This window comes from Moorena producens 3L (assembly GCF_000211815.1).
Taxonomy (GTDB): domain Bacteria; phylum Cyanobacteriota; class Cyanobacteriia; order Cyanobacteriales; family Coleofasciculaceae; genus Moorena; species Moorena producens.
Window position 1 is genome coordinate 1 of the sequence record NZ_GL890851.1, and the last position, 6,204, is coordinate 6,204.

At 42.8% G+C, this 6,204-nt stretch carries 3 protein-coding genes and 2 pseudogenes; 1 reads left to right on the forward strand and 4 read right to left on the reverse strand.

What is annotated here, in order from left to right:
* Positions 1-17: 17 nt before the first annotated feature.
* Positions 18-1,240 (forward strand): annotated as a pseudogene (locus tag LYNGBM3L_RS10555) (RNA-guided endonuclease InsQ/TnpB family protein).
* Between the two features lie 32 nt (positions 1,241-1,272).
* On the opposite strand, the gene LYNGBM3L_RS10560 reads toward LYNGBM3L_RS10555, so the two are convergent.
* From LYNGBM3L_RS10560 to LYNGBM3L_RS10580, 4 genes and pseudogenes are all read right to left on the reverse strand, one after another.
* Positions 1,273-2,460 (reverse strand): class I SAM-dependent methyltransferase, encoded by a 1,188-nt coding sequence (locus tag LYNGBM3L_RS10560; RefSeq protein ID WP_008182232.1) that lies wholly within the window; start codon positions 2,458-2,460, stop codon positions 1,273-1,275.
* A 103-nt stretch (positions 2,461-2,563) separates the two neighbouring features.
* Entirely contained in the window at positions 2,564-3,772 is a 1,209-nt protein-coding gene (gene lhgD / locus LYNGBM3L_RS10565; RefSeq protein ID WP_008182234.1) for an L-2-hydroxyglutarate dehydrogenase, read from the reverse strand.
* A 548-nt stretch (positions 3,773-4,320) separates the two neighbouring features.
* Positions 4,321-4,482: pseudogene (locus LYNGBM3L_RS10575) on the reverse strand (glycosyltransferase family 2 protein); the annotation flags it as partial.
* Positions 4,483-4,608: 126 nt separating this feature from the next.
* Entirely contained in the window at positions 4,609-5,838 is a 1,230-nt protein-coding gene (locus tag LYNGBM3L_RS10580; RefSeq protein WP_008182243.1) for a class I SAM-dependent methyltransferase, read from the reverse strand.
* Between the last annotated feature and the right edge of the window lie 366 nt (positions 5,839-6,204).

Genomic DNA, 6,204 nt, shown 5'->3' on the forward strand with positions numbered 1-6,204 from the left:
AAAAGAAGGTTAGCGCAGTGAAACATAAAGCCGTCAAACTCAGGATTTATCCCACTCAAGAACAGGTTCATATATTAGCCCAACATTTTGGGTGTGCTCGCTGGTGGTGGAACTATGCACTAAATCAGTGTATAGAAACCTACAAGGAAACTGGCAAAGGCTTGAAACAATCTGCACTTAACTCTATGCTGCCGAAACTCAAAAAAGAGAAAGAAACTGAATGGCTAAAAGATTGCTACTCTCAGGTTTTACAATCTGTGAGTCTCAATCTCAGTCGTGCATATCAAAACTTTTTTGTTCGCGTAGCGTGGCCTACGGCCAAGGTAGAGCGAAATATCCTAGATTCAAGTCATATCATCACCGTCAGTCAATCCAGTACCCCCAAAAAGTCAAACAAGTGGGCGACTGTCTTAAATTTCCTGGAAAGTTGGGAGTTGTTAAAGCAGTAATTCACCGACCACTAGATGGGGAAATCAAAACTGTAACGGTTAGCAAGACTCCTTCTGGGAAGTACTATGCTTCTGTGCTAATGGAGTATGAGTTGGGTGATGCCAAGCCATCTACAGATGGGAAGGTAATCGGTATTGACTTGGGCATTAAGGATTTTGCGATTACCTATGATGGAGAAAAGACTTCTAAGTTTAGCAATCCAAAACACCTAGCTAAATACGAAAAGAAACTAGCTAAAAAGCAACGTATTGCTGCCCGTAAGAAAAAGGGTAGTAACAGGCGCATAAAAGCCAGAAAGATTTTAGCTAAGGTATACGAACAGATTGGAAATGTCCGTCAAGACTACCTCCATAAGCTATCTAGAAAGATAGTTGACAACAACCAAGTAGTGGTAGTCGAAAATCTAAATGTCAAGGGCATGGTTCGTAACCATAAACTAGCTAAAGCAATTTCTGATCTAGGTTGGGGAACTTTTGTCAACTTTCTTTCCTATAAATGTGAAAAAGAAGGAAAAGTGTTGGTTGAGATAAACAGGTGGTTCCCCAGCTCCAAGACCTGCTCTAATTGTCATTACCGCATCAAGGAGTTGCCGCTAGACGTAAGGACTTGGGTTTGTCCAAGTTGTGGAACTCACCACGATAGAGATGGTAATGCAGCTAAAAATATTAGAGCAGAAGGGATCAGAGTGCTATCCTCCTCTGGGACAGGGGAGGTAAACGCCAGTGGAGAAGAAGTAAGACCAAGACGCGGACGTCCGTCCAAATTGAGGCATTCTTCCGTGTTCGCGTAGCGTGGCCAAAGGCCAAGCTGGAAGCCCCGACCTCAAAGAAGTAGGTCGGGGTAGTTCACACCTAGATTTTTGCATAACTGTCGAATCTCCTCTTCATAGATAGGGTTCATCACAATAACCAGATCAGGTTGGTAATCCTGGAGAAACTCTGGTGGCACAATTTCTTGTCCCGTTCCAGCAACGTACTTCCCCTGTTTGCGGGGATTGAGATCTACGATGTAATCAATCACATCTTGGCACTTGAGCAGATTCAAAAAAGTAACCCCTTTCGAGCCAGCACCCCATGCTACGGCTTTTTTCCCAGTTTGAGCGATGGTTGTCAGTTTGTGCTGCCAGCTTTCTAACTTCTCCTGAAACCTAGCGGTAAAGCTGGCAATATCGCGAGCCAATACCTCGATTTCATCCGGTTTTCCATAGCTGTTCGGGATTTCCCCATGGACTGGCTTTGCTTCCAGGCAAAGGAACTGACCACCAAACGCCTCCTTGATTTCACTAACTTGAAACCCAGCATTGACAAAAGCTTGCCCTAGAGAAGAGGGGGCGAAATAGCAGCAGTGTTCATAGATAATGTCCCACACCGCTAGATGGCGAAAGGTATCTAAGGCGTTGGGGACTTCAAAGAAAACAATGGTATTAAGGCGAGAACCGATCGCCTGTCGTAGTGGCTTGAGCAAATCTGCGGGATTGGAAATGTGTTCTAGGGTGTGCCGACAACAAATTAGATCCGCTTGATACTCTTGGTAGAGCTGTGAATAGAAATCTTGAACAAACTTGACTTGAGTCTGGAGTTGTTGATGCTCTGACCTAGGAACATAGCTCGGGTCAAAACCTACTCCTCGGTTATTACCTAGTTCACACAGGCAAAGGAGAAAATCCCCTTTGCCACAACCAATTTCAATAATTTCTTTATTGTAGAGATTGTGGCGCTTCAGCAATCCAGCGGCAAGGGATTGGGCATAGTCTTGAAATCGGGGAGAGTAGTGTAAGGAGTTTTCATAGTCCTGGCAATAACCCAATTTAGTAGGGTCAAAGGCTAGGTTGCTAATAAAACCACAGCTAGGACAGAACCCTAGTTTGATATCTCCCTTGGAACAGTTTTGAGCAGTTGGACGCGATCGCCACAGCAGATTACAGTACACTGGCACCGCCAACATCTCAAAAAACACCTCTAAATCGGCAGAGGCACATACAGGACAGTTGTGGTTAGATAACCTGTTCATTTCTAGTTTTCACTCCATGAGACTAGTACAGGGAAAGTACAAATAATCAGCTATAAGCAGTTAGCTGATAGCTGACGGCTGATAGCTTTTAAGGAAACTTGGGTCAGATCATCCTTTCGAGAGTTTTCAGTGTCGGGATTTCACTAGCGATCGCATTACCAATCTCCAAAGAAGCCGTCGCACCAGGAGAGGGAGCGTTACAAACATGCATTGCTTTAGGACTATTGACAATTAAAAAATCATCCACCAGCTTGCCATCATTTTTCAAGGCTTGAGCTCTGACCCCAGCATGGGTGGGAACTAAGTCATCTGCTTGGATTTCAGGAATCAGCCGTTGCAAACTCTTAACAAAGGCAGCTTTACTGAAGGAGCGGATGATTTCCTGAATTCCTGCGTCTCCATGTTTGACAGCTAGTTTCCAGAAACCGGGATAGCTCATGACCTCCACAAAATCTCGCAAGTCAAAATCAGTCTTTCGATAGCCTTCCCGCTTGAAACTAAGTACAGCATTGGGTCCAGCATGGACACTGCCATCAATCATGCGGGTGAAATGAACCCCTAGGAAAGGAAAATTCGGATTAGGAACTGGATAAATTAGGTGCTTGACTAGGTAGCGTTTCTCTGGCTTGAGTTCATAGTACTCACCCCGGAAAGGAACGATTTTAGCTGGAGGCTCAGCATCACCCAACTTAGCAATGCGATCGCTATGTAGTCCAGCACAGTTGATTACAAAGCGAGTGGGATAGTTACCATTGTTGGTTTCCAGTACTAAACCATCCCCAGTTTCCAGGATTTTTTCAACCTTACTATTGAGACGTAAATCCCCTCCCTGGACACTCACCAGTTCAACGTATTTTTCACAGACCTGCTTGTAGTTTACAATCCCAGTCGAATAAACTCGAATTCCAGCTAAACAACGGACATGGGGTTCAATTTCCTTAACCTCTTCACCAGTAATCTTGGCAATCTCTATACCATTTTCCAAACCCCTTTGGTAAAGAGTATCCAGTAATGGTATTTCTTCTGGTTCAGTTGCTACAATCACTTTGCCACAGATGTCATAATCAATGCCATGCTTTTGGCAGAATGCCACCATCGAGCGGTTTCCTTCATAACAAAACCTAGCCTTGAAACTCCCTGGTTTGTAGTAGATTCCAGAATGAATTACACCACTGTTATTGCCAGTTTGGTGAGCAGCCCAACTGCTCTCTTTTTCCAGTACCATAATTTTGGCATCTGGATAACGTTGACCCAATGCCATGGCTGTGGATAAGCCAATGATTCCTCCTCCAATAATCGCCAAGTCGTACATGGTTATTTTTATTACTGAAATTATTCAGGTTAATTTTTAAAGTTGAATGTTGAATGTTGAATGTTGAATGTTGAATGTTAAAAGTTATAAGTTAACCGTATCCCTTAGAAAGGGATAATAAGGGGTAATATATTTTTTTGTATGGTGAGGTACACCTTAAAGCTGAAAAGCTTGTTAATTGAGACTTCTGGTCTAGCTCATTGGAGTATAAACCGCTATAAACAATTAATTAATCCTCAAAAAGTTTGGGTAAGCCTATTCACTTTCCATACTTTTTTGTACCAGAAAACCTATTATAATATTTGCCATTTTGGCCTGAAGGGGCGACCAAAAAAGAAAAAATCACAAATGACAAACACTCTTTTACCTGCAAGTATGCAAGCCTTCCGTTATTGCTAAACTTTGCTGGGTGCTTTCTGTTTGTCTTTAGCCTGATACTCCCGGCAAATGGGAGCATCCCAATTTGGCAAATCCATGGCTCAAACTAACGAGAGTACTAGGGTTTAAAAACATAATTGAAAGTGTTATGGGCAAAAATGGGATGCTCCCCGGCAAATCTCCTCAGTTGCGTCAGTCGAGCAGTTATCTGAAATGATCAACTCGAAATCCTCAAAGGTCTGAGCCAAAATTGAATCTAATGCTTCTCTGAGGAATTCTTCGCCGTTGTAGACTGGTAATCCAATGCTTAAGCGGGGTTGATCAGCACTCATTTGAACATTTTTAACATAAAAATATTTGCTTAACGTATGTAAGTATTCAGCTATCAGCGTGTTGCGTATCAGCTATCAGCTGATAGCTGACAGCTGAATGCTTACCTCATAACTAATGACTGATATTTATAGAGATATAACCTCTGTAGTTACTCCCATCTTATCCAACATTTGCTGAATTTCATCACAATATATGGAATTCATGACAATCACCTGATCGGGTTTGTATTGCTTCAAAAACTCTGGTGCCATAATTTTTTTACCAACACCAGGGATAAATTTCCCATGACGATGGGGATTAATGTCTACCACGTATTCAATTTTGTCTGTGGTATCAAGAGTGGTTAGAAAAGCCACACACTTGGAACCCGAACCCCAAACTACAACACGCTTGCCTTGAGCATGTATCTGCTCTAAGTGCTGCTTCCAATTCTCCAGCTTCTTGCTAATCTCATTGGTGAAGTTTTTGACATGCTGAGTAACTTCCTCAAGACTCTCTTCCAGAGGATGTACTTTCTCAGATGGAATGGTGACAGGTCGGGTTTCAATTAACAAATATTGTTCACCATAAGCTCGATACAGGTCAGTCACTTCAAAACCACAGTTGCGGAATAATCGCGCTAGGGATCCAGGGGTAAAATAGGAGCAGTGTTCGTAGTAAATGTCTTCAAAGGCTAAGTCTTTCAGTACTCGTATGGTATCCGGGATCTCAAAGACCACAACAGTATTGAGGCGATCGCCAATGGAGCGGCGCACGGTACTAATAAACTCAGCAGTAGGATAAATATGCTCCAGGGTATGGCGACAACAGATAAAATCACCTACATACTCAGCATAGCGCTCTGAGTAATAGTCTTGAATAAAGGTGACCCGGTCAGCGGCTTCACTATGGACTCGTCCTACTACAGCAGACGGGTCAATACCAACACCGCGATTGTTACCTAATTCGCACAGCAGCAAGAGGAAATCTCCTTTGCTACAACCAATCTCTATAATGTCTTTGTTATGAAGGTCGTATTTGTCGATCAGATGATTGGCTAGATCAAGGGCAAACTGATTGAAGGTTGGGGAAAAACTCTGTTGGTCTTCATAATTGGGAGCGTAAGCTGACCACCTGGGATCAAAGGAAACATTAGTGATGAAGCCGCAATCTTCACAAAATCCCAAAACCACATCACCGCAAGGGAAGTCTAGGGCTTCTTCCTCGGTTGACATCATTAAGCAACTGTGAACTGGTACGTTGTGTACTTCATAAAATAAGGACAATCCTTGGTTTCCACAGTTGGGACAAATATGTTCTGATAATGAAATCGGTTGTGTGTGAGCAAAATTTTTGGACAATGCTTGTTGTATCATTTTGAGTGACTTTTTTATAATTTAAATGTGCTGTCATTAGGACTGGCTATACTAGTCGATTCTGTAAGCTCAATAAAAAAAAAATTTTTTGTCTTTACTATTTTGCGATCGCATATAGCAATTCTCTATGCCATGAGGTACAAAGATATCCCCCTAAATCCCCCTTATCAAGGGGGACTTTGAGGTTGAGAAGCGTACCTCATAAATCCTAGAAACGCTATAATTCAGGCGTTGCTGAATTAAGGAATGAATGCGCGATCATTTGGTTTTATTGAAGCCCCCTAAATCCCCCAATTCTGGGGGACTTTGATAGTTTTGTTCCCCCCAAGCGAGCAATCCCTCGCTTGGGGGGCTAGGGGGGCAAAA

What these genes read in the sequence shown, in the direction of transcription:
- LYNGBM3L_RS10560 (WP_008182232.1), bottom strand. Translation starts at nt 2,460, where the DNA reads ATGAACAGGTTATCTAACCACAACTGTCCTGTATGTGCCTCTGCCGAT.
- lhgD (WP_008182234.1), bottom strand. Translation starts at nt 3,772, where the DNA reads ATGTACGACTTGGCGATTATTGGAGGAGGAATCATTGGCTTATCCACA.
- LYNGBM3L_RS10580 (WP_008182243.1), bottom strand. Translation starts at nt 5,838, where the DNA reads ATGATACAACAAGCATTGTCCAAAAATTTTGCTCACACACAACCGATT.